Annotated in this window: 20 protein-coding genes and 1 riboswitch; of the genes, 10 read left to right on the top strand and 10 right to left on the bottom strand. The window is 70.1% G+C overall.

Annotated elements, in window-relative coordinates; translation table 11 throughout:
* Positions 1 to 173: 173 nt before the first annotated feature.
* Positions 174 to 1643 (bottom strand): LysR family transcriptional regulator, encoded by a 1470-nt coding sequence (locus tag VDQ18_RS09290; protein ID WP_323020663.1) that lies wholly within the window; start codon positions 1641 to 1643, stop codon positions 174 to 176.
* Between the two features lie 142 nt (positions 1644 to 1785).
* On the opposite strand from VDQ18_RS09290, the gene VDQ18_RS09295 reads away from it, so the two are divergent.
* The 7 genes from VDQ18_RS09295 (at position 1786) to VDQ18_RS09325 (ending at position 9925) form a co-directional block, all read left to right on the top strand.
* Entirely contained in the window at positions 1786 to 3933 is a 2148-nt protein-coding gene (locus VDQ18_RS09295) for a TonB-dependent receptor domain-containing protein (protein ID WP_323020664.1), read from the top strand.
* 34 nt (positions 3934 to 3967) lie between these two features.
* Entirely contained in the window at positions 3968 to 4867 is a 900-nt protein-coding gene (locus tag VDQ18_RS09300; protein WP_323020665.1) for a siderophore ABC transporter substrate-binding protein, read from the top strand.
* 69 nt (positions 4868 to 4936) lie between these two features.
* Entirely contained in the window at positions 4937 to 5896 is a 960-nt protein-coding gene (locus VDQ18_RS09305; protein WP_416235099.1) for an ABC transporter permease, read from the top strand.
* A complete protein-coding gene (locus VDQ18_RS09310; protein WP_323020667.1) occupies positions 5886 to 6854 on the top strand; it encodes an iron chelate uptake ABC transporter family permease subunit in 969 nt (322 codons plus the stop codon). The genes VDQ18_RS09305 and VDQ18_RS09310 overlap by 11 nt, the downstream gene beginning before the upstream one ends.
* Positions 6851 to 7603 (top strand): ABC transporter ATP-binding protein, encoded by a 753-nt coding sequence (locus VDQ18_RS09315; protein ID WP_323020668.1) that lies wholly within the window; start codon positions 6851 to 6853, stop codon positions 7601 to 7603. The genes VDQ18_RS09310 and VDQ18_RS09315 overlap by 4 nt, the downstream gene beginning before the upstream one ends.
* 96 nt (positions 7604 to 7699) lie before the next feature.
* Positions 7700 to 8737, top strand: coding sequence for a zinc-dependent alcohol dehydrogenase family protein (locus tag VDQ18_RS09320; RefSeq protein ID WP_323020669.1), 1038 nt, complete (start codon positions 7700 to 7702; stop codon positions 8735 to 8737).
* A 3-nt stretch (positions 8738 to 8740) separates the two neighbouring features.
* Positions 8741 to 9925 (top strand): aromatic amino acid transaminase, encoded by a 1185-nt coding sequence (locus tag VDQ18_RS09325; RefSeq protein ID WP_323020670.1) that lies wholly within the window; start codon positions 8741 to 8743, stop codon positions 9923 to 9925.
* Between the two features lie 61 nt (positions 9926 to 9986).
* On the opposite strand, the gene tsdA is transcribed toward VDQ18_RS09325, so the two are convergent.
* From tsdA to VDQ18_RS09350, 5 genes are all read right to left on the bottom strand, one after another.
* On the bottom strand, positions 9987 to 10973 hold the full coding sequence (gene tsdA, locus VDQ18_RS09330; RefSeq protein WP_323020671.1) for a gamma-resorcylate decarboxylase: 987 nt from the start codon (positions 10971 to 10973) through the stop codon (positions 9987 to 9989).
* 28 nt (positions 10974 to 11001) lie between these two features.
* Positions 11002 to 12543: a bifunctional 3-(3-hydroxy-phenyl)propionate/3-hydroxycinnamic acid hydroxylase gene (locus tag VDQ18_RS09335; RefSeq protein ID WP_323020672.1), complete on the bottom strand. Its 1542-nt coding sequence runs from the start codon at positions 12541 to 12543 to the stop codon at positions 11002 to 11004.
* Between the two features lie 98 nt (positions 12544 to 12641).
* A complete protein-coding gene (locus tag VDQ18_RS09340; protein WP_323020673.1) occupies positions 12642 to 13925 on the bottom strand; it encodes a TRAP transporter large permease subunit in 1284 nt (427 codons plus the stop codon).
* Between the two features lies 1 nt (position 13926).
* Positions 13927 to 14409 carry a TRAP transporter small permease gene (locus tag VDQ18_RS09345; RefSeq protein ID WP_323020674.1) on the bottom strand — a complete coding sequence of 161 codons (483 nt, stop codon included), beginning with the start codon at positions 14407 to 14409 and terminating at the stop codon, positions 13927 to 13929.
* 57 nt (positions 14410 to 14466) lie between these two features.
* Complete coding sequence (locus VDQ18_RS09350) at positions 14467 to 15474, bottom strand: TRAP transporter substrate-binding protein (RefSeq protein ID WP_323020675.1); 1008 nt, start codon at positions 15472 to 15474, stop codon at positions 14467 to 14469.
* A 256-nt stretch (positions 15475 to 15730) separates the two neighbouring features.
* Between VDQ18_RS09350 and VDQ18_RS09355 the strand changes: the two genes are divergently transcribed.
* Positions 15731 to 16162 (top strand): MarR family transcriptional regulator, encoded by a 432-nt coding sequence (locus VDQ18_RS09355; protein ID WP_323020676.1) that lies wholly within the window; start codon positions 15731 to 15733, stop codon positions 16160 to 16162.
* 53 nt (positions 16163 to 16215) lie between these two features.
* Here the strand turns inward: VDQ18_RS09355 and VDQ18_RS09360 are convergent, their stop codons facing one another.
* Entirely contained in the window at positions 16216 to 17436 is a 1221-nt protein-coding gene (locus VDQ18_RS09360; protein WP_323020677.1) for a hypothetical protein, read from the bottom strand.
* A gap of 221 nt (positions 17437 to 17657) precedes the next feature.
* Here VDQ18_RS09360 and VDQ18_RS09365 point away from each other — a divergent pair, with 221 nt between their 5' ends.
* Complete coding sequence (locus VDQ18_RS09365; protein ID WP_323020678.1) at positions 17658 to 18320, top strand: DUF1007 family protein; 663 nt, start codon at positions 17658 to 17660, stop codon at positions 18318 to 18320.
* Complete coding sequence (locus VDQ18_RS09370) at positions 18320 to 19210, top strand: high frequency lysogenization protein HflD (RefSeq protein ID WP_323020679.1); 891 nt, start codon at positions 18320 to 18322, stop codon at positions 19208 to 19210. Before VDQ18_RS09365 ends, VDQ18_RS09370 begins: the two co-directional genes overlap by 1 nt.
* Positions 19211 to 19217: 7 nt before the next feature.
* Here the strand turns inward: VDQ18_RS09370 and VDQ18_RS09375 are convergent, their stop codons facing one another.
* From VDQ18_RS09375 to VDQ18_RS09385, 3 genes are all read right to left on the bottom strand, one after another.
* The gene (locus VDQ18_RS09375; RefSeq protein WP_323020680.1) at positions 19218 to 20774 is read right to left on the bottom strand and encodes a copper resistance CopC family protein; all 1557 of its coding nucleotides are present in this window, start codon (positions 20772 to 20774) and stop codon (positions 19218 to 19220) included.
* 454 nt (positions 20775 to 21228) lie between these two features.
* Positions 21229 to 21753 carry a YcnI family protein gene (locus VDQ18_RS09380; protein WP_323020681.1) on the bottom strand — a complete coding sequence of 175 codons (525 nt, stop codon included), beginning with the start codon at positions 21751 to 21753 and terminating at the stop codon, positions 21229 to 21231.
* A gap of 202 nt (positions 21754 to 21955) precedes the next feature.
* The gene (locus tag VDQ18_RS09385; RefSeq protein ID WP_323020682.1) at positions 21956 to 22309 is read right to left on the bottom strand and encodes a hypothetical protein; all 354 of its coding nucleotides are present in this window, start codon (positions 22307 to 22309) and stop codon (positions 21956 to 21958) included.
* A gap of 124 nt (positions 22310 to 22433) precedes the next feature.
* Positions 22434 to 22635, top strand: a riboswitch (cobalamin riboswitch).
* Positions 22636 to 22769: the final 134 nt, after the last annotated feature.

Below are 22769 nucleotides of genomic sequence, written 5' to 3' on the forward strand. Positions count from 1 at the left end.
CCGAGCGTCTCGGCTTCACCCGCGAAGGCTGCCTGCGGCAGCATGAGACGACCCATAACGGCCTGTGCGATCTGCTGGTCTATGGCCTTCTGCGGGGGGAATGGCCGGGGCTGGCGGGCTAGCCCCGGGTACGGCAGGACCCGGCGCGAACCGGGCCCACCTCGGGCAGGTCCTCACGCCCTGTCGTCCCAATGCCGCGCGGCCGTGGCCTGATGCGTGGCGAAGGGTTGATCCGGGCGCAACGCCAGCAGGCCCAGCGCGGCCGAGTCGCGGATGATCGCGGTGATGGCCGGATCGCGCTCGCGCCCCTGCCAGAGGGCGCTCAGCATCGCATCCGGGCCATAGCCCGGCGGCAGGCCCTCGGGCGCGCTGGTCAGGCTGGGGGGCACATGGGTCAGCGTCTCGCCGTCCGGGCCTGACAGCGCCAGCGTCATCCAGCGATGCGGCGTCGCCTGGGCCACGTCGCGCTGGCTGAGCACGCTGAGCAGATGTCCGTCCTTCAGATGCGTGAGCGCCGAGGTCATCAGCCCGCCGCCGCCGCTGAACGGCACCCCGCCCAGCGTCAGCCCGAAGCGCAGCGGATCGAGCAACCGCAGGCCGACCTGCGCCACGGTCCGCATGCCCAGCACTGCATAGAGGCTGCAAAGCGCGGCCATCTGCGGGGCGACGGCCTCAATCCGCAGATAGGCGATGCGGCCCCGGTTCAGCGCGGCCAGCGCCTCGGGCAGCGACTCGACCTGGGGGATCTGCAGCGCGTTCAGCAGCGTGGCCACCGGGCCCGGCTGCGGGGTGAAGCCGTGCAGCAGGATCGGCGTCCCGGCATCGGCCAGCAGCTTGGCTCCGGCCAGGAACCAGGCCGGTCGGCGCTGCCGGGGCGAGGGATAGACCGGCCAGTCGAGCCCGGGCGCATTGCCCTGCCAGCCCGGACCCGGGCGCAGGGCCCGCGCCGCCGCCACCAGCCCGGCCAGTTCGGGACCGGCGATGCCGCGTTGCTGGATCCCGGCCAGCAAGGCGCCGATCTGCACCGCATCGGCCTCGCCCTGCAACACGATGTCGAACGCGTCCCGCGCCTGGCTGGCGCTGAGCGAGGGCGAGGGCCCGGCCCCGCCCGAGAGCCGGGCGATATGCGCCGCCAGCCGGTGCCGCGGGCGGTCGCTGTCGCCCGCCCCGTCCAGCCGCAGCAACAGGGCATCGGCGCCGGGCTCGCCCTCGGCCCGCTCGGGATCGCTGACGCGCAGCGGCAGGCGCGGCGCCTCGGGAAAGGGCAGCAGCGCGGAGGGCGCCTCGGCCAGGGGGGCGGCATCCTGCGCCGACAGCAGCAGCCGCGCCTCGCGGCTCAGGGCCGCGACACGGCGCCGCAGGGTGGCGGCGAGGGGCGAGGGCACCATGCGCCGCCCCTCGCGGATCAGGATCGGATCGTCGTAATGCGCGCGCAGCTGTGCCAGCAGGCGGCTGGCGGCCGGGACCGACATCTCCAGCTCGGCCGCGGCACCGGAAACCGACCCCGCCCTGAGCAGCGCGTCCAGCGCAACCAGCAGGCGCAGTTGCGACAGCGTGACGGCGGCGCTGTCGGGCCGGCTTTTCGGCGCCTGTTCAGCGGGTTGCGGGGCGCCCTGTCCCAGGCTCCGGTCGAGGCGGGTCATCGCCTCTGCCCCCATCGGCCCGCTGCCACAATCGGGCTTTTCACTTTCCTGAACTTGGAATCGTTCTCAATCATCGCGGTTGTCCCTGTCCGCCCCTCGTATAGCTGATCGAAATAGTCAGAATTACCTGGGGGACAAGGAAATGTCGCAGCTTCGTCGCACAACGCCGGATCACGGGCCCCGCATGTCGCGCCGGGCCGGGCGCCCGAGCCTTTCGGCGGGCTGCGCCGTTGCGGCGCTGGCCGTGGCCTTTCCGGCGGCTCTGGGGGCGCAGACCCAGGCGGGCACCACCGGGTCGGTCGTCGATCTGGGTCGCATCGTGGTCACCGCCGCGGGGGTCGAGCAGAACATCGCCGACGCGCCCGCCTCGATCACCGTGATCTCGCGCGAGGAGCTGGAATCGGGCGCCTATCGCGACCTGTCCGATGCCCTGCGCGAGGTTCAGGGGCTGGTCACCACCGGCGTCGCCAACGAGCAGGACATCCAGATCCGCGGCCTTCCCGGCGAATACACGCTGATGCTGATCGACGGCCGCCGCGTCTCGACCCGCGAATCGCGGCCCAATGGCAGTTCGGGTTTCGAGCAGCGCCATTTCCCGCCGCTCAACATGATCGAGCGGATCGAGGTGGTGCGCGGGCCGATGTCCTCGCTCTATGGCGCCGATGCGATGGGGGGCGTCATCAACGTCATCACCCGCCCGGTCGCCGCCACCTGGTCGGGCAGCGTGACGACCGAGGGCACGGTGCAGCAGCACAGCGACTATGGCAATTCCGCCGCGCTGTCGTTCGAGGCGAGCGGGCCGATCATCGCCGACCGGCTGGGCGTACAGCTCTGGGGGCGCCTCTACCGGCGGACCGAGGACAGCCTTCTGGGCGGGATCCAGGGCGCCGAGGACAGCAATCTGGGCGTCCGTTTCAGCTTCACGCCGAGCGACGACCATGAATTCACCGTCGAGGCCGGGCGCTCGCGCCTGAGTTCCCGCGGGACCGCCGACGGCACGCTGGCCCCGGGCAGCGACGGCAGCGAGCGCGAGAATGACCGCGATTACGTGGCGCTGGGCCATACCGGGCAATTCGGCGAGATCGAGACGCAGCTGACCCTCCAGCACGAGGAAGCGGCGCGCTTCACCTATGGCGAGCCCTTCGGCGCCGGCACCCGGGTGCTGAACGACCGGGTGCCGCGGCTGGCCAATACCACGCTCGACGGGCAGATCACCGTGCCCTGGGAACTGGGCGGCGCCCATCGCACCGTGGCCGGGTTCCAGTTCAGCCAGGCCCGGCTGACCGACCGCGGCCATACCACCACCGACCAGACCATGGAGATCCGGCAATGGGCCCTCTTTGCCGAGGATGAATGGCGCATCACCGACAGTTTCGCGCTGACCGGCGGGCTGCGCTTTGACCGGCATTCGATCTATGGCGGCCATTTCAGCCCGCGGCTCTATGGCGTCTGGCATGTGAGCGAGGCGCTGACGCTGAAGGGGGGCGTCTCGACCGGGTTCACCGCACCGACCATCCGGCTGGTCGCGCCGGGCTATTACTACCCGACGCAGCGCGGCGCCGGGCTGATCGCGCCGAACCCCGCCCTCAGGCCCGAGACCAGCACCAGCTTCGAGCTGGGCGCGGTCTGGGAACAGGGGCCGCTCAGCTTCAGCGCCACCGCCTTCCGCACCGAGTTCGAGGACAAGATCTCGAACATGAACACCGGCATGCTGGTGAACCCCGATACCGGCAGCATCATCGACCCCTTGGGCGGCGCGGCCTGCAACGCCGCGGCGATCGGCGCCTATCCGGGCTATTCCTGCCTGTGGCAGGCCTTCAACATCGACGATGCGGTGATCCAGGGGCTGGAACTGGCCGGGTCCTGGCAGATCGACGACACCTGGTCGATGCGCGGCACCTATGCCTTCACCGACAGCGAGCAGCGCACCGGCGATTACGCGGGCTTCCCGCTCCAGCGCACGCCGCGCCACCGCGCCACGCTGCGCCTCGACTGGGAGCCGGTGGACAGTTCGCTCGCGCTCTGGGCCGCGGCCACCTATCATGGCGAGGAGATCGCCGCCGGGCCGAGGATCGGCACCAACGGGCGGCCGGTCATCATCAACGGTGTCGAGGGGCGCGCCTATGACCCCTACACCACCGTGGATATCGGCGGCTCCTACGCCATCAACCGCACCGTCAGCCTGAACGCGGCGGTCTACAACCTCTTCGACCAGATCGTGGATTCCACCGACAACAACGCCGCTGGCGAGGGCCGCAGGCTCTGGCTCGGCCTGACCGCGACCTTCTGATCCTTCCCGTTTCCGTGTCTGAAAGGACGATATGATGGCGATCCGCCTTCTTTGCACCGCCGCCGCGCTGGCGCTGACCCTGGCCCCCGCGCCCGCCATGGCCGAGACCGTGACCCATGCCCAGGGCCAGACCGAGGTTACCGGCACGCCCGGGACCGTGCTGGTCTACGACATCGCCACGCTCGACAACCTCGACGCGCTGGGCGTGCCGGTGGCGGGTGCCCCGGGCCAGGCCCTGCCGCCGCATCTGGCGCAATATGCCGCGCCGATCGGAACGCTCTTCGAGCCGGATTTCGAGGCGGTCAATGCCGCGGCGCCCGACCTCGTGCTGGTCGGCGGCCGCTCGGCCGCGCAATACGCCGCGCTGTCCGCCATGGTGCCGACGCTGGACCTGACCGTGGCGCGTGAGGGCTATATCGACAACGTGGCCGCCAATCTGCGGCTTCTGGGCGGGATCTTCGACCGCGAGGCCGAGGCCGAGGCGCTGGTCGACGCCCTGCGCGCCGATGTCGCCGCGCTGCACGAGGAGGCCGCCGGAGCGGGCCGGGTGCTGGTCGTGCTGACCACCGGCGGACGGATGAGCGCCCATGGCCCGGGCTCGCGCTTTGCCGTGGTCTATGACGATTACGGGTTCACCCCGGCGGTCGAGGGGCTGGATACCGGCACCCATGGCCAGGCGATCTCGTTCGAATTCATCCGAGAGACCAACCCCGACTGGCTGTTCGTCGTCGACCGCGACGCGGCCATCGGGCGCGAGGGGCAGGCGGCGGCCGAATACCTCGACAACCCGCTGGTGCAATCCACCACCGCCTGGCAGCAGGGGCAGGTCGTCTATCTGGACGCGCAGGCCTGGTATCTGACCGGCGCCGGTGTGCAGGCCCTGCGGTCCAGTATCGCCCAGCTGCGCGACGCCCTCGCCGCGGCGCGGAACTGACGGATCGCACCCTTGCCTGAGCCGCAGACGCCAAGGCCATCCTCCCGGCAGCCGGGCCCCGCCGCCCGGCTGCTGTTTCCGCTTGCGCTGGGACTGACGCTGGCCATGGGGCTGGCCAGCCTTTTCGTCGGGGTCAGCAGCGTCAGCCCCGGGCTTCTCTGGGCCGAGGGCGGCGCGGGTCCGGCAACCGAGGTGCTGCTCACCTCGCGCCTGCCGCGGACGCTGGCGCTGGCGCTGGCGGGCACGGGGCTGGCGCTGGCCGGGCTGGTCTTGCAGGTGCTGGTCCGCAACCGCTTTGTCGAGCCCTCGACCGTAGGGACGACTGAATCCGCCTCGCTCGGTATCCTGCTGGTCATGCTGCTGGCGCCCGGCCTGCCGGTGCCGGCGCGGATGGCGGTGGCGGCGGGGTTCGGGCTGGCCGGGACCGGGCTGTTCCTTCTGGTCCTGCGCCGGGTGCCGCAACGCTCGCCCTTGATGGTGCCGCTGATCGGGCTGCTCTTGTCGGGCGTGATCGGTGCCGTCACCACCTTCATCGCCTATCGCACCGACATGCTGCAAAGCCTCGGCGCCTGGAGCACCGGCGATTTCTCGATTGTCCTTCAGGGCCGCTACGAACTGCTGTGGATCGTCGCCGGGCTGACCCTGGTCACCGCCGTCTTCGCCGATCAGATCACGCTGGCGGGGCTCGGCCGTGACATGGCCATCGGGCTTGGCGTCAATCACGGGGCGATCCGGGCGCTGGGGCTGGTGCTGGTGGCGCTGCTCAGCGCGGCGGTGATCGTCACCGTCGGGATCGTGCCCTTCCTCGGCCTCGTCGTGCCGAATGTCGTGAGCCTGCTGATGGGCGACAACCTGCGCCGCACCCTGCCGGTGGTCTGCCTGTCGGGCGCCGCGCTGGTCATGGCCTGCGACATCGTCGGGCGGCTGGTCGTGCGCCCCTACGAGATGCCGATCGGCCTGACCATGGGCATCGTCGGCAGCGCTGCCTTCCTGTGGCTCCTGACCCGGAGGCGCGGCCATGGCGCCTGAGATCCGCAACCGGCAGATCGCCCGGCGTCTGGCGCTGCTGACCCTGCTGGCCGTGCTGGCCGCCGCTGCCTTCCTGCTGCTGAACGCGCGGGGCAGCTGGGATTTCCTGCTGCCCTTCCGCGGCCGGAAACTGGCGGCGCTGGCCGTGGTGGCGGTCGCCATCGCCCTGTCCACGGTCGTCTTCCAGACCGTCACGCAGAACCGCATCCTGACCCCCGCCATCATGGGCTTCGACGCGCTCTATGTGCTGATCCAGACCGGGCTGGTCTTCGGCCTCGGCGCCGGACGGGTCTCGGCCCTCGATGCGCGGCTGGTCTTCGGGCTGGAACTGGGGACGATGGTGCTTTTCGCGCTGCTCCTCTTCAAATGGATGTTCGGCCCCGCCGCCCGCAACCTGCACCTGCTGATGCTGGTGGGGATCGTGCTGGGGACGCTCTTCCGCTCGATCTCGGGCTTCCTGCAGCGGATCATCGACCCCGACAGCTTCACCGTGCTGCAAGACCGGCTCTTCGCCAGCTTCAACGCGGTCGATCCCGGTTTGCTGACCCTCTCGGCGCTGATCGTCGCGGGGCTGGCGCTGGTCCTCTGGCGGCTGGTGCCCGAACTGGACGTGCTGGCTTTGGGGCGCGAGGCGGCCATCGGCCTTGGTGTCCCGCAGGAGCGGCTGGTGCTGGGCCTCTTGGTCATCGTCACCATGCTGGTCGCGCTGTCCACGGCGCTGGTCGGGCCGGTGACCTTTCTGGGGCTGCTGGTTGCCAACCTCGCCTATCTGCTGATGCCGACCGCGCGGCATGCGGTGCTCCTGCCCGCCGCGGCGCTGATCGCGCTGATCACCCTGATCGGCGGGCAGACGCTGCTGGAGCGGGTCCTGCATTACGACACGGCGCTGGCCGTGGTGGTCGAATTCGCCGGGGGGCTGGTCTTCATCCTTCTGGTCATCAGAGGAGTGGCGCGATGATCGAGGTCGAAGGCGTCGAGCGGCGCTATGACGGGCTTGCCGTGCTGTCAGAGGTCACGCTGAGCCTGCCCCGGGGCGGCCTCACCGCGATCATCGGGCCGAATGGCGCGGGCAAATCGACACTGCTGTCGGTGATGGGACGCTTGCAGAAACCCGACGCCGGGCGCGTGACGCTCGAGGGGATGGACCTAGCCCAGGCCCCGGGGCGGCTGGTGGCGAAGAAGCTGGCGCTTCTGCGGCAGGACAACCACACGGCGGCGCGGCTGACGGTGCGCGACCTCGTGGCCTTTGGCCGCTACCCGCATTCGCGCGGCAACCCGGGGCCCGAGGATCACGCCCAGGTCGCCAGGGCGCTGGCCATTCTGGGGCTGGAGCCGCTGGCCGACCGCTTCCTCGACCAGCTGTCGGGCGGGCAGCGGCAGCGGGCGCATATCGCCATGGTGCTGGCCCAGGATACCGAGTGCATCCTGCTGGACGAGCCGCTCAACAACCTCGACATCAGCCATGCGGTGCGGATCATCACTCTGGTGCGCGAGGCGGCGCAGGCGCTGGGCAAGACGGTGGTCGTGGTGCTGCATGACATCAACATGGCCGCGGCCCATTGCGACCGGATCGTGGTGATGAAGGGCGGCCGCATCCTGCGCCACGGCACCCCGGCCGAGCTGATGCAGGCCGAGTTCCTGTCCGCGGTCTACGAAACCCCGATCAGCGTGCACGAACTCGCCGGGCGGCTGGTCGCGGTCTACTGACCGGCCGCGCCACGGATCGCATTGCGACGCCGCGCGGAATCGGTCACCTTGCGCGCGACTGCCCCCCTCGGCCCGCCCCAGCATCCGGAAGACCCCATGAAAGCCGTCCTGTTCGAGAAATTTCAGGAAACCCCGAAATTGGTCACCCTGCCCGATCCGACGCCCGCCCCGCATGGCGTGGTGCTGAGGGTCGCGGCGACCGGCGTCTGCCGCAGCGACTGGCACGGCTGGATGGGCCACGACAGCGATATCGAACTGCCGCATGTGCCGGGGCACGAACTGGCCGGCGTGGTCGAGGCCGTGGGCCGCGACGTCACACGCTGGAAGGTCGGCGACAAGGTGACCGTGCCCTTCATCTGCGGCTGCGGCGCCTGCCCGGAATGCCATGCGGGCCATCAGCAGGTCTGCCTGCATCAGGAGCAGCCGGGCTTCACGCATTGGGGTTCGTTCGCGGAATACGTGGCGCTGCATCAGGCGGATCTCAACCTCGTGGCCTTGCCCGAGGGGATGGATTTCGCCACCGCCGCCAGCCTCGGCTGCCGCTTCGCCACCTCGTTCCGGGCGGTGATCGACCAGGGGCAGGTGCGCGCCGGGCAATGGGTGGCGGTGCATGGGTGTGGCGGCGTGGGGTTGTCGGCGGTGATGATCGCGGCGGCCGCCGGGGCCAATGTGATCGGCGTCGATCTGGACCCGGCCAAGCTGCAACTCGCCCGCGATCTGGGCGCCGTGGCGGTGATCAACGGGCGCGAGGCCGATGTGCCCGGCGCGATCCGCGAGATCACCCGGGGCGGGGCGCATGTCTCGCTCGATGCGCTGGGCCATCCGGTGACGATGACCAATTCGATCCTCTGCCTGCGGCCGCGCGGCAAGCATATGCAGGTCGGCCTGATGCTGGGCGAGCATGCCGCCCCCGCCATCCCGATGCCCAAGATCGTCGGGCAGGAGATCGAGATCCTCGGCTCGCACGGGATGCAGGCGCATCGCTATGGCGCGATGCTGGACATGGTGGCCAGCGGCAAGGTCGATCCCTCGCGGCTGGTCGGCCAGCAGATCAGCCTGGCCGAGGCACCCGAGGCGCTGATGGCGATGGACCGCTTCCAGTCGGTCGGCGCCACCGTCATCACCCGGTTCTGAGCCATGTTCGAGCGCGTCGAGGAGTATCCCGTCGATCCGATCATGATCGGCGCCGAGTATTTCGCCCGTGACCCGCGGCAGGACAAGCTGAACCTGACCGTGGGCATCTATCAGGACGAGACCGGCCAGACCCCGGTCCTGCGGGCGGTGAAACAGGCCGAGGCGCGGCTGGTCGAGACGCAGGCGACGAAATCCTACCTCGCGCTGACCGGCGACGCGGAATACGGCCGCTTGCTGGGGGCCGAGATCCTGGGGCCCGGCCATGGCGAGGGCTGGGTGACGGCCCAGACCTCGGGCGGGGCGGTGGCGCTGAGGGTGATGGCCGAGCTGCTGGCGCAGATGCCGGAGCCGCCGACCATCTGGCTGCAGACGCCCACCTACGGCAATTACGTCCCGATCCTGACCGCCGCGCGGGCCCGCTTTGCTTCGGTGCCCTATTACGACCCGCTCAGTCGCGAGATCACCTTCGAGCGGATGCTCGACGGGCTGAAGGCGGCGCGGCGGGGCGATGTCTTCCTGTTCCAGGGCGTCTGCCACAACCCGACCGGCGCCGACCTGAGCCCGGACCAGCTGGCAGCGCTGCTCGATGTTTTGGAAGAGCGTGGCATCGTGCCCTGGCTCGACCTCGCCTATCTGGGCTTCGCCGAGGGGTTCGAAGCGGATTGCGCCGTCGCCCGGCAGATCGCCGAGCGGTTCGAGGAATGCGTGGTCTGCGTCACGCTGTCCAAGTCCTTCGGCATCTACCGTGACCGGGCCGGGGCGCTGTTCGTGAAGACCCGCGCGGCCGATCGCGAGCGGATGCACCGCGCCGTTTCGGCCATCGTCCGGGCGGGGTCCTCGCATGCGCCGGACCACGGGGCCTCGGTGGTGCGGGTGATCCTGGGGGATCCGGCGCTCAAGGCGCTGTGGCTGGGGGAGCTGGAGGCGATGCGCGCCCGCGTCGCCGGGGTCCGCGCCCGGATCGTCGCCGTCGAGCGCGATCTCTTCGGCAGCGGGACGCTGGATTACCTCGGCGGGCAGCGCGGCATGTTCTCGCTCCTGCCGCTGACCGAGGCGCAGGAACTGGCGCTGACCCGCGACCATGGCATTCATGTGGTCAAGGGCGGCCGGGTCAATGTCGCGCGGCTGGGCGACGGGGATATTCCTTGGCTGATCGGCGCGGTGCGGGACGTGACGCGGGCGTCCTGACCTGCCGCGTTTGAAGGGGAACCCCCGCCCGGACAGCCTCCGGGCGGGGGTTTCTATTGCCTCAGTCCAGCTTGAACAGCTTCTGCGCGTTGGTGCGGCCGATCTTGCGGCGGTCGGCCTCGGCGATGGTGGTGGCGTTGAACCAGTCGCTCGCGTGATCCACATTCTCGAAGGGCCAGTCGGTCGAGAACAGGATCCGGTCCGCGCCCAGTTCCAGGATCGCGTCGATCAGCGTCTGGGTGCGGAAATTGCCCGAGGTGGTGATGTGGAAGTTCTCGGTGAAATACTCCGCGAACTTGCGCTTGGCCGGGTATTTCGGCGGGGTCTTGACCCAGGCGTTGCGATGGTCGAGCCGCCACAGCATGTAGGGAATGCCCTCGCCCATATGGCCCAGCACGATCTGCAGCGAGGGGTGGTCGTCGAACAGCCCCGAGGCCATCAGCCGCAGCGCATGCACCGCGGTTTCCTGCGCGAAGGCCCAGGTCGGGCCCAGCAGCCAGGGGTGGCCGTCATAGATCCGCGCGTCGCGGGGCAGCGGGTTGCGGGGGTGCAGGTAGAAGGGCACGTCCAGCTTGGCGACCTCGGCCCAGAACGGCCGGTATTGCGGCAGGTCGTAATAGAGGAGTTCCTCGCCGCCGCCCTGTTCGGCATCCTGCGAGAAGCCGTTGATCAGCGCGCCGACGAAACCGAGGTCCGTGACGCAGCGGTTCAGCTCTGCCGCCGCCGCCTCGGGGTCCTGCAACGGCAGGGCGGCGAAGGCACGGAACCGGTCCGGGCGCTTGGCGCATTCCTCGGCCAGCACGTCATTGGCGCGGCGCGCGATCTCGATGGCGCGCTTGCGGTCGGTGATCGCCTGCACCGCCGGGGCGTTCAGCGACAGGATCATCGTCTCGATCCCGTGCTTGTCCATTTCCTTCAGCCGGGTGTCCTGGATGTCCAGCAGCCGGTGTTCCAGCTCCTTCCAATAGGAGGGCGGCACGAAGCCCGCCGAATCCATCAGGGTTTCGGGGATGGCGAAATGCTCTTCGAGCGCGATCTTGCCTTGCATGGTCTCTCTCCGGTCTCGGTCTTCGGGGTCAGGCGGTGGGGGCGAGCGCGCCGAGGGCGGCGAGCACTTGGGTGAGCAGCGCGGGCAGGTCCTCGGCCGTGGCGGCAAGGCCGTAGACATGGCTGTCGGGGCGGACGATGGCGGCCTGCGCGCCGGTCGCGTCGAACCAGCGCTTGTAGACGCCGTTGGTGTCCGAAATGGGCGCGCCGCCGACCATCTGGCCGATGGCGAAATGCAGGCAGCGGCCGCCTAGCGCAGCGAAAGCCTTGCGCTCGGCCTCGCCCAGCGCAGCCAGCGCCGCTTCGTTGCAGGCCACGATCAGCCAGCCGGTGCCGGCGATCTCGTCGAAAAGCGCGGTGCGCTCGGCGGTCGAGACGAGGCCCTGCGGCAGCAGCGCGCCGTGGTTGGCAATGAGGCCGCCGGTCAGCGCCGGATAGACCAGCTTGTCGGGCTTCTGGTTGGCCTTGCGCGCGGCGATCATCTTGGCGTCGCGCTCGCGCGCCATATCGGGGTCGCGCATGGTCTGGGCGCGGCCCAGCTCGATGGCGCGGCCGGTGATGAAGCGCACATGCGGCTCACGCTCGGGCTGGTAGGTGTCGAGCAGATCTTCCGGCGCGCCGTCCAGCACCATGCCCAGCTTCCACGCCAGATTGCGCGCGTCGCGGATGCCCGAGACCATGCCCTGCGCCAGGAACGGCGGCATCTCATGCGCGGCGTCGCCCGCCAGCAGCACGCGGCCCTTCCGCCATTCGCCGACGATGCGTGAGCGGAAGGTGTAATTGGCGACGCGGATCAGATCGGCATCCTCGGGGGTGAGGAAGGCCGCGACCCGGCGCCAGACGCCCTCGGCCGCGGTGACGGAATCGCGGGTGTCGCCCGCTTCCAGCCGGAACGAGAAGCGGTGGTGGTGCGGCCCGATATTGACGATGGAGACGGGCTGTTCGGGGCGGCAGACTTGCCGGAACGAGGGCAGGGTCGGCACCTCGCGCTTCATCTCGAAATCGCAGACCAGCCAGTTCTCGTGGAAGCCGAGGTCTTCCAGCGTGCCGCCCAGATGGCCGCGCACGAAGCCGTTGCCGCCGTCGCAGCCGATGACATAGCGCGCCTTGACCTCGACCGGGGCGCCGCCCTCGGTCTCGTGGCCGGTGACGGTCACGCTGCCGTCGCTCTCGGCCAGGCCGGTGACGGTGACGCCGTGGCGCAGCTCGACCCCCGGCGTGCGGCGGACCAGCGCGTCCAGCGTGTCCTCCAGATGCGGCTGGTACATCATGTATTGCGCGGGCCAGCCGCAGGGGCCGGGGTTGTCGTATTCGATGTCCAGCAGCACCTCGTCCTGCCCGTTCACCCAGACATAGCCCGCCTGGATGTTGGTCCCGGGCAGCACCGTCTCGGCGATGCCGAGCTTCTGGAAGGTGCGCATCGTCTCGTCGTCGAAAGCGGCGGCGCGCGGCAGGTTGTAGAGCCCGGCGTAGCGCTCCAGCACCACGACCTTGCGCCCGGCCTGCCCCAGCAGTGCCGCCAGCACCATCCCCGTCGGGCCATAGCCCACGATGGCTGCATCGAATGTCATGAGGTCCTCCTCCATCCCGATTATCTTGCGTTGGCAAGTTTTGAAAATGCAAATGTTAGGCTGTGCGCGGGCCCCGACCGGGCCCGTGCGGTGGCCCCTCAGGGGCCGATGAGCAGGCGCACGCCCGAGAGCGAAATCGCCGGGATATAGGTGATGAGCAGCAGCGCGATCAGATAGATCGCCAGGAACGGCACGATCCCGCGATAGATATGTTTCAGCGGGATGCCCGACATGGTCTGCATGACGAAGAGGTTGATGCCGAAGGGCGGGGTGAAGAGCCCGATGGCCAGGTTCACCGTGACGATGATGCCGAAATGCACCGGATCCACGCCGATGGCGCCTGCCAGCGGCACCAGCAGCGGCGTCAGCAGCAGGATCGCCGACAGCGGGTCGATCAGGCAGCCGACCAGCAGCAGCAGCAGGTTGATCGCCAGCAGCAGCAGCCAGCCGGGCAGGGCCATCGCCTCGATCAGCGCGACCAGCTGGACCGAGACCTGGTTGACGGTGATCAGCCAGGAGAAGACGCCGGCGCAGGCCATCACCACCAGGATCTGCGCGGTGAAGGACACGGTGCTGGCAGCGGCCCCCATGAGGTCGCGCAAGGTCATCTCGCGCATCACTGCCCAGGAGACGATGAAGGCGTAAAGGCAGGCGACGGCGGCGGCCTCGGTCGGCGAGAAGACGCCGCCATAGATGCCGCCCAGGATCAGGACCGGCACGCCCGCCGCCCAGATCCCGCGCCGGAGCGCGGTGCCGAAGCCGCGCAGCGTGAAGCGGTCGGCCTCGGACCCGCGGTTGCCCCGCCCGACCCAGAGCGCGTGCAGCGCCATCAGACCGACGATCAGCAGCCCCGGCACGATGCCCGCCGCGTAAAGGCGCGGGATCGATTCATCGGCCGCCGCGGCATAGACGATCATCGGGATCGAGGGCGGCAGGATCACCCCCACCGCGCCGACCGAGACCATGAGCCCGCCGGAATAGCGGTCGGCATAGCCCTCCTCGCGCATGGCGGGCAGCATCACCTTGCTGATCGTCGCGACCGAGGCCGCGCCGACCCCGGTGATCGCGCCGAAGACCGCGCCCGCGCCGATGGCAGTGAGCGGCACCTTGCCCGGCACCCGCCCCATGCTGGCGCGCATCAGCCCGACCAGCCGCCCGGCCACGCCGCCCCGGTCCATGATCTCGCCCGCGAAGATGAAGAAGGGCAGCGCCAGCAGCGCATAGGCGTTGATCGAGGAGAAGAGATACTGGTGCAGGGCCATCAGCGGCACCTGCATGGTCAGCGCCATGGTCGCGGCCGAGGCGGCGAGCAGGATCAGATAGATCGGGAAACCGGCCAGCATCAGCACTAGCGGCAGGCCCACAAGGGTCAGGATCATCATCTTACTTGCGTCCCTGCATCAGATGTCCGGCCAGTTGCGCCAGCGCGACCAGCGCCATGCCGGTCAGCCCGACCAGCACCGCGCCGTTGATCAGCCACAGCGGCACCTCGGCCATGTTGCTCAGCGTGCCCCGGGTCCAGAGCCGCTGCGTGACGGCCAGCGAATACCAGGCGGTGAAGCCCAGCACCCCCGCGGTGACCACCAGCTCGACCAGCCGCAGCGCCCAGGAGGCGCGGCCCGACAGGGCGCGGGTCAGCAATTCCATGCGCAGGTGGCGGTTCTGGATCGAGACGGTGATCGTGCCCAGGAAGGCCAGCACGATCATGCCGAAGACCAGCGTCTCATCGGCCCAGAGGAGCGAGATCTGCCAGATGTAGCGCAGCGCGACATTCACGCAGGCCAGCAGCACCATGGCGATCAGCGCCAGCGACAAGAGCAGCGTGAACCCCGCGGCGAGGCGCGAGAGGGGGCTTTTCGGGGTCATGGGGCAAGGGGGCGCTTGGCGGGCGGAAAGCCGTTGCCGCCGCGCGCCCCGTCTCCGTCACTCGGCCGCGTGGCGCTGGGCGACGCCGCGCAGGAAGGACAGCTCATCGGCCAGCGCGGGATTCTGCGCCTCGGCCTCGGGCAGGACGGCGGCGACGGCATCCAGATAGGCCTGCGCATCGGCCTCGGGCAGGGTCACAAGGCGCCCGCCGTTCTCTTCCCAGATGCCCTGCACCGCGTCGACCGCGCCGAGGTTCCAGCTGTTGGTATCCTCGAGCGCCCCGCGCGCGGCGGTGCGGACGGCATCGGCGAGATCCTCACCGATCGTGTCGAGGAAGGCGCTGGAGGCCACGGCGGTGACGATCAGATAGCTTTCGGGCACCACGGTCAGATCCTGCGCCACGTCGTAATAGCGCCCGGTGGTGAAGACCGGCAGACCGGCGATCAACCCGTCGACGACGCCGTTCTGCATGGCGGGCAGCACTTCGCCCAGCGGCAGCGAGATCGGCGAGGCACCCAGCGCCGAGAGCGGCCCGGTGGCCAGCACGGTCGGCCCGGCCACCCGGATCCGCTGACCCTGCAACGCGGTAGCGCTGTCGACGGCGCGGACGCTGACGATGCCGAGCGGACCGTGCGGGAAGGCGGCGATGGTCTCCAGCCCCTGATCTTGGGCATAGGTGGCCAGACGGTCCAGCACTTCGGGATCGGCCAGCGTGGCCTGGGCATGGGCGAGGTTCTGGAACAGGCCCGGCACGTCCAGCACTTCGAACCGGCGGTCGTATTGCACGAAGAAGCTCGACGCGGGCGCCGTCACCTCGATGGTGCCCATCGCCGCGCCCTCGATGGTCGCGGGGATCTGGCCCAGCTGGTTGGCGGGGAAAAGCTGCACGTCGATGGCGCCGTCGGTCGCGGCCTCAAGCCGGGTCTCGAAGCCCTGCATCCAGCGCAGGATGGCGTCGTTGTTGGTGGGCGACGACACTTTGAGCGTGAAATCGGCAGCCAGCAGCGGCGTGGCGAGCGCGCAGGGCAGCGCAAGGCACAGGGCCGCGAAAGTCGGTCTGAACATCGAATCCTCCCAGATGATGTGGCGCAGGGCAGCGCGACTCGGACCGTATCAGACGACTTTTGCAAATACAAATGTTTCGTAAACATCTTTTGTGGGGGAAACGGTTGGGGTGGAAAACGTCCCGATGGGCCGATCCCACGGCTGCGCGGCCCTTGCAACTCGGTTCCTTTCCGCCTTAGATACTTGCAACTGAAACATTTGCGCGCTGACGAAACCTCTCTCTGACCGTCCCGCGGGGCGCCATTTCCGGGACTCCATGGACTACTGGTTCACCGATTCGCTGCCCTATCTGCTCAACCGGGCAGGCGTCGCCCTGGGCGAGACCTTTTCCCGGCGCATCGCCCGCTACGAGGTGACGCTGCCGATGTACCGGGTGCTGGCGATCCTGCGCCAGACCGGACCGAAGTCGCTGGGCGAGCTGTCCTCGCTGGTCTCGGTCGAGATGTCGACCCTGTCGCGGATGATCGGCACGATGGCCAAGGCCGGTCAGGTCACCCGCATCCGCCCGCCGGAAAACGGCCGCGTCGTCTCGATCGAGATCACCGCCAAGGGCGCGGCGCTGGCTGATGAGCTGATGCAGATCGCCATGCAGTTCGAGCGCGGGATTCTGGGTGACATGGATGCCGCCGCGGCGGAGGAGCTGAAGACCCTGCTGCGGCAGATCAGCCAGCGGATCGACAAGCTCTAGCGCCGGGTCAGTCCCGCGCGCGGCGGCGCGCGGGATGCCGTTTCTTCGGTCGTTCAGTGGCTGTGGCCGCTCGCCGCCACCACAGCGATGGAATAGGGCGCTCCCTCGACGGCGATGCTGCCGCGATCCTCCAGCGTGGCGGCGTCGATCCGGCGCACCAGCCCCTCGCGCGGGTCGGTAATCAGGACCTCGCCGCCCGCCATGGCCAGCCGGGGCCGCGGATCGTTCCAATGGCCGTCCATCGAATAGGGCTGCGTCACCGGGGCGCTGCCATCGAGGCTGGCGGCCAGCAGGTCGATCCGGTGCAGCGTGCCGTCCTCGGTCAGCACGAAGCCGCGGGCCGGCTGCATCGGGTCCAGCACGAAATCGACACGGCGGAAGGGCAGGGTGATCAGGCGGAAATGCGGCGCGTCGGCCGGGTCGATGACCACGAGCCCGTCGCGCCCGTAATTGCCGAGGAAGACCTGCATTCCCGTCGCGCCCAGAAGCGTCCCGGTGGTGTTCCCGGCGGGAAGATCGGCCGGATAGGGGAGCATGGCATAGACGATGCCCTCGTCACCGCTGCGGGCGGTCAGCACCCCCTCGGCGCAGCCCGCGGCGAGATAGAGGCCCGAGAAGGCCTCGCCATGGATGCCGGTGCAGGTCGCCAGATCACCGGCCGGGGTGCCCTCGGCGGTGAAGGCCTGCAGGCCCAGCCGCGGCGCGGGCTCGGCCCCCTCGGCCGGGGGCGGCGGCGCGACGCTGCTCAGCCAGAGCGACCCCATCGGCGTGACGAAGCCATGATGCGGCACCGATTGCGGGAAGCGGCTGGTCTCCAGCGCCCCCCGGGCCAGCGCCGCGCCGTCGACGATCTCGGCATAGCCGCCCTGATCGAGGTTGATGACGATCCGCTGCCCGTGGTCGATCAGATGGAAGGGGCGGGGGCCGTCCAGCCGGTGCGGCAGGGCCGAGGGTTCGGTGATCTCGATGTCCTGATGATCGCCGTGATCCTCCAGCCTTATGCCGCTGGACAGGAATTGCACCGTGTTCGCATCGGATTGCACGGCGGCGACCGCGCTGCCCCCGGCCACCGCATAGAGCTTGGCCTGGCCAATGGTGTCGAACAGCCAGGGGCGATCCGGCGCCGAAAGGTCGAAAACGGTGATCTGCGGCGCGGCATGGTCACCGACGAAGACGCGGAACACCGTCTCGCCGCCGGTATTGTCCGCCTGCGCCAGCGCGGCGGGTGTCAGAAGCAGGGCCAGCGCGGTGGCGCCGGTGAGGGGTTTCAGCATGGCAAGGTCTCCTTGATGGGAAGCGTTTCTGCATCCGGGCCAGAGGTTTGCGCGGCGAACCGCTGGATCCGGCGGTCCGGGCTTGCAGAATGTTATGATATTACATATCAAGATTGGCAGGGCAACCGCGCCCCGGCAAAAACCGCGGCACTCGCCCCCACCTTGTGCGGAACACCATGATGTGATTGGATTAAATCCCCGTCCTGACCCAAGCGAAGACCATGTCTCGCGCGCTTTCCCTTGTGATGGCTCTGGCCCTGCTGGCGCTTCTGCCGCTCCGCGCAGGGGCGCATCCGCATGAATTCGTCGATACCGACCTCACCTTCGAGATGGACGCCGAAGGGCGGCTCGCCGCGGTCCATGTCGTCTGGCACTGGGACGAGCTGATGTCGCTGCTGACGCTCGAGGATCTGGGCCTCGACCCCGACCGAGACGGCGCGCTCTCGGCCGAGGAACGCGCCACCCTGTCGCAGCGCTTCAGCGCCTGGCCCGAGGATTTTGCCGGGAACATGCAGCTGCAGCATACGGGGCGGGATGTCGCCCTGAGCCGTCCTCTGGGGATGGATGTGGATCTGCGCGACGGACGCTTCGTGCTGGATTTCCGCCGGGCGCTGGCCGAGCCGATCCCGATGGCGGGGGCTTCGGTCCAGGCGCAGGTCTTTGATCCGACCTATTTCATCTATTACGAGGTGCCGGATCTGCCCGGCATCACCGGCGCCGACAGCTGCGCGGTGACGCGGACCGAGGCCGATCTCAGCGCGGCGCGCAGCCTTTATGAGCGGCTTCTGGGCGATCTGACCGAGGAACAGCTCATGGAACCGGGGCAGGAACCGCTGGTCGGCAGCGCCTTCGCCGACACTTTCGTGCTGTCATGCCCCGGATAATGCGCTGGGCGCTGCTCCTGTTGGCGCTGGTTGCGCTGGGGCTGGCGGTGGTCGGCCTGCAGGGCTGGATGGCCGAGGCGGCGCTCGGTTTCCAGCGGCAGGCGCAGGACGCGCTGGCCGGTGCGCTGCGCGCCCTGCGCAATGGCGAGCCGGGGGCGGTGGCGGGGTTCCTGACGATCTGTTTCCTGCACGGTTTCATGCATGCGCTGGGCCCGGGCCACGGCAAGGGGGTGATCGCCGCCTATGCCGTGGCGGCTCCGGTCGCGCCCTCGCGCCTTGTCGTCATCGCCGGGCTGTCGAGCCTCGCGCAGGCGGTGACCGCGATTCTTGTGGTCTATGCCGGGGTTTGGCTGCTGAACGGCGCCCGCGAGGGCGTCGAAGGGCTCGCCGCGGCGATCGAGCCCCTGTCCTTCGGGTTCGTGGCGCTTCTGGGCCTGATGCTTTGCTTCCGGGCCTGGCGCCATTTCCCGCGTGAGGGGGCGGGGCACGGGCATCACCATCACCACGATCATGACCATGGGCCGGACTGCGGCTGCGGCCACAGCCACGCCCCGGACCCCGAGGCGCTGGCCAAGGCGGGCTCGGCGCGCGAGGTTGCGGCGCTGGTCGCAGGCGTGGCGCTGCGGCCCTGCACCAGCGCGCTGTTCCTCCTGATCCTGACTTGGCGGCTGGGGCTGGATGCGCTGGGCATCCTCGGGGCGCTGGTCATGGGGGTGGGGACGATGGCGGTGACGCTGTCCTCCGGCCTTCTCGCCGGAATGGCCCGGCGCGGGCTGGTCGGTATCGCCCGGGGCGGCGGCGCGCTGGCCCGGGGGCTGGTTGCCGCCGAGTTCCTGCTGGGCGCCGCGATCGTGATCTTTGCCGGATCGGCGGCGCTGCGGCTGCTCTGACCGGGGGTCACTCGCGCAGGGTGAGGGTCTCCCGCAGCGTCACGCTGTCGAAATCGCTGACCAACACCCGCAGGCTCACCGCCCAATCGCCGCCGAAGGGCAGGACCACCGGGTCGGTGCGCCAGATCCCGTCCTCTCCGGCAAGGGCCCGCAGGCGCAGGGGCTCCAGCCGTCCGTCGGCGGGGGCCAGCGCCAGCGTCACCTCCCGCGGTTCCAGCGGCGCGAAATCGCCGGTCTGAAAGGCCAGTTCCAGCACCACCGGTCCCGCCGCGCCCGGGCTGAGGCGCAGGTCGGCCATGACGCGGTCGCCATGCAGATGCGCCAGAATCGGCGGGTCGGTGTCGATCATCGCCCGGGGCGGCGGCGTCAGGCGGAAGAGCGCGGCGATCAGCAGGATGCCCAGACCCAGCAGGATCTCGGCCCTGATCGACGCGGCAAGCGGCGCAACCCGCCCCCGGGCCAGACCGGGCGTCAGCCGCAGGCGGTTCAGCCCCGCCAGCGCCAGCAGCCCGGCCACCAGCGCCAGTTTCACCAGCAACAGGCGGCCCCAGCCGGTGTCCGTCAGGCCTGCCAGCGCGCCGCCGCTCTGCGCCCAGGTCAGCCAGGCGCCGCTCAGCACCAGCAGGGCGACCAGACCCAGCGCCGGGGTCGCGAACCGCCGCAGCCGCAGCGCGGCCTCGGGATGGCGCAGATCGGTCAGCAGGGGCGGCAGCAGGCCCATCCACCAGACCAGCGCCACGCCATGAACCGCGACCGCGAGGGTGGACAGCGCCACGGGCGGGGCGGTGACCGCATGGCCGGACCCCGCGAAAGACAGCCCGGCACAAAGCCAGGCGAGCAGGGCGAGGCCGCGCGCCGGGTGCGGTTGCCTCAGCGCCAGCGCCGCCAGCAACAGCGCCAGACCGCTCAGCGCGACGGTCCGCAGCAGCGGCGCCGCCAGCGCCGCGCGGAAGGGCTCCGCGGTCAGGCCCTGGGCCGGGGAGAGGGCGAGAAGGTCGAGGCCGTGGCTCCACAGGAAGACCGCGGCGAGGGCCAGACCGGCCAGCGCGGTGACCAGCCCCAGTCGCCGCCGCCCCGCAGAAGGGGCAGCCCGGGCGATCAAGGTCGCGTGCAGGGCCAGCCCGACCGCGCCCAGCATCGCCAGGGTCAGGCCGAAACGCGCGGCGGCGGCGAGCCGGGCGCCGGTGGTTGCGGGCGCGGGGCCAGTCTGCAGCGAGGGCGCGCCCAGATGCAGCGTCAGCACCCCGCCGACCGGGTGGCCATCGTCGGAAACCACCCGCCAGGACAACAGATAGCTGCCCGGCGCGATATCCCGGGGCGCGGGGAGGGTGAGGATGGTGTCCAGGGCGTCTGCTTGCACGGTCTCGGCGCTGCCGTCCGGGGCGATCCAGCGCAGCACCAGCGGCGCCACGGCCTCGCTGAAGGTCAGGGTGACCGATTGCGGAAAGGCTTCGACGATGCTGCCCTCGCCGGGCGAGGCGGCGACGAGCTGGGCATGGCCGAAAGCGGCGACTGGCGCGAGGATCAGCAGAAGCGAGAGGCAGAGGGCGCGGAGGTGGGGCATCGGGGTTTCTCAGGCGGGCAGGGGCGCGCGGGGGCGGTTCCCGCGTCTCGGGAATGGGACAGTCTTACGGGTCGCGGGTCGGTGAGTGGCCGGGGCAGGATGTCCGGCGACGATCAGCCCGCCGTCCAAGGCGTCGAGGCGGGCAGTCAACAACGCCAGATCGGGGCTGTCGTCTGCCCGGCGCGACCGAAGGGCGTGAGAGGCCAAAGCCAAGGCGCGAGCTCCTCGTCTTCGACGCCGATCGACGGCAAGCCATTGGCCACCCGCCGCGGCAAGGCGCGGTCCGCCTTCCGATGATCGCGGCGGGAGAGGGACTCGGCGCCCCTTGCACCCGTCCCGGCACCAGCTACCGGACCGGCGATGAAACAGCGCAGGGCGCGTCATGAGGGGCATCCGGTGCTCTGCGACCCGAACCGGGAGGCGCCACCGCCGGGCAGGCGGCGGCGCCCCGGGCTCAATGGCCGTGGCCGGTGGGCGCGACGACCATCACCCCCGGCGCCGGGCCTTCGAGGTCATGGGCATCCTGCCCCTCGGCCGGGATCTCGATCCAGCGTTCGGCGCCGGTCGCGCATTCCTGCACCACGGGGATATGAAGCATCTGCCCGACCGGCAGGGCCTCGGTCACCCGGACGCGGAACACGAATTCATCGTAATACTCGGCGGGCAGTTCACCCGACCAGGCGATTTCGCGCACGCCCTCGGTCAGGGTGCGGCCGTAGTACTCGTGCGGCTGGGCATAGGCGGCGGTCACCGTCTCGAGCGCCCATCCGGCATGGACCATGGGCTGGGCGGCGATCAGCCCCTCGGGGATCTGCACGCGGACGCGCAGCGTGGCCTCGCCGTCGCAACCATGGCCGATGCGCAGGGTCAGGCGGGCGGTCTCGCCCTGGACGACCTCGGTCTCGGCAAAGGTCGCATGGGCCGAGGCCTGGGTGGCGAGCGACAGGGTCAGGACGGCGGCGGTGATCAGACGTTTCATTCGGTGGTCCTCAGTTTGGTTCTGAAAAGGGGGATCGGGCCCTGGCAGGGCGTGTGTCGGCGGATCGAGAGGGGGCGCCAAAAGACCCGCCGTGGCGGTGCGATCCCACGGAACGCGGGAGGGCACCGGCAGAGGCCGCCACCGTCAGGGCGCCGGCAGGACCTGCGTCGCCGGGGGAACCGGCGCGGCGGGGAAGGCGGGGTCAGACGGCGGGCGGCCCGCGTGAAGGGGGCGGCGCGGCTTCGGTCGAGGCCAGCAGAGGGCGCCGCACAACCGGGCTCTCAACCCGCAAGGTCAGCTCGGCCGGGGCGACGGCGCCCTCGACCGCGGCGGGCAGATAGAGCCCGGCGACCAGATGGCAGACCGGGCACGAGGCATCGGCCCGGGGCGCGCCCTCGTCATCGGTCACGCAGAATTCGGCGCCGAAAAGCTGGGCGATCTGCGCCCGCTCCAACTCGCTGGCCGAGGCGATGCGATGCCCGAACCCCGCCATGGCCAGCGCCAGGGCGAAGACAAGAACCAGCCCGCGGGCCAGAAGGGGGGCGCGTCGCATCATGCCCTCTTCCTACCGCGTTCGCGTTTTCGCGCAAGCCGGGATCTGCCGCCTGCGCCATCCCGCCCCTTCGGGCGCGGCCCGCGGAGCCAGCGCCATCAAGGGCTTGCCAAGCCCCGCCCCGACCGCTACCCAGTTGCCTGTCGGTTCCCGCAAGGGATCAAAAGGGAATTCGCCGCCGGTCCGCCGGCGAACCGAAACTGCCCCCGCAACTGTAGGCGGTGAGCGCGCAGCAACCAGCCACTGTGATCCGGCCCGCCGGGACATGGGAAGGCGCTGCAAGCCACGACCCGCCAGTCAGGAGACCTGCCGACATCGTCAGCAACGCGGCCCGGGCGGGGTGTCCGGGGAGGTGTCTCATGGTGTTTTCCCCAGCGCGCGCAGCCCTGCGCGCCATCGCCAGCCCCCGATCCGCCGCCCCAGGGGCCGCGGCAGGGGTCAGCCATGGGGCGGGCCAGGTGCT

It is taken from the genome of Pararhodobacter sp. (assembly GCF_034676075.1).
In the GTDB taxonomy this organism is placed as follows: Bacteria; Pseudomonadota; Alphaproteobacteria; order Rhodobacterales; family Rhodobacteraceae; genus Pararhodobacter.